This window comes from Okeania hirsuta (assembly GCF_003838195.1).
Taxonomy (GTDB): Bacteria; Cyanobacteriota; Cyanobacteriia; order Cyanobacteriales; family Microcoleaceae; genus Okeania; species Okeania hirsuta.
The window spans coordinates 1-638 of sequence record NZ_RCBY01000676.1 but is presented as its reverse complement, the minus strand read 5'-3'; the positions used below and the strand labels follow the sequence as shown (position 1 = coordinate 638).

Here is a 638-nt window from a genome sequence, read left to right as displayed (position 1 = left end):
TACCTAATTGATTTTATACAAATTTCACCTTAGTCAATTAGATTTTATAGACGGTTGCGTTTAATAGGAGTTATTTCTTGGCTTTTGAGTTGGTGTCTGTTAGTAGAGTTGAGGTCTCAAAGAGATAGTCTTTTAGCCAGGAATAGGTGAAATTTTCATTGGTGATCTGTAGGAGAAAGTTTTCACTGATGAGCCTCAGAATTTTACCGGCTAGCATAGGTTGCTCCTTCATGTTCAAGAAGGAAGCCCATTGTTCGATGATCGCATCTTCGAACATCTGATAGGCCGATTCAAAGCAGGTCTTGAACTTTGGCTTTTGTCTGTGAATCCGAAGTTGTTTGTGAAAGAAAATATGCGTTTTGTTGTTTAAGAATAAGTCGATCATGTCGGGGATGATTCTTTGGCAGCTATTCGCTTCAACAGCGAACACTTGCCCGCTGGAGTAATGGTGAGCTAATAATTCTTCCTCAAATCCGTCACAGTCTCCGAAATAGTAGTAAAACGACGATTTATTTTTGCTCAATGCTCGGGCAAGGAACTCAATGTTGACATTGGTAAAGCCAACTTCCGACACGGCTTCATAACCTTTTTCAATCCATTGAGTTTTACCTTTGTTTTTCATAACGCTAGCAAGATAC

The 638-nt window shown here is 39.3% G+C and carries 1 protein-coding gene; it reads right to left on the bottom strand.

The features are described from left to right. Positions 1-70: 70 nt before the first annotated feature. A partial coding sequence (locus D5R40_RS33615) for a TetR/AcrR family transcriptional regulator (protein WP_205127890.1) occupies positions 71-638 on the bottom strand: 568 nt, incomplete at its 5' end.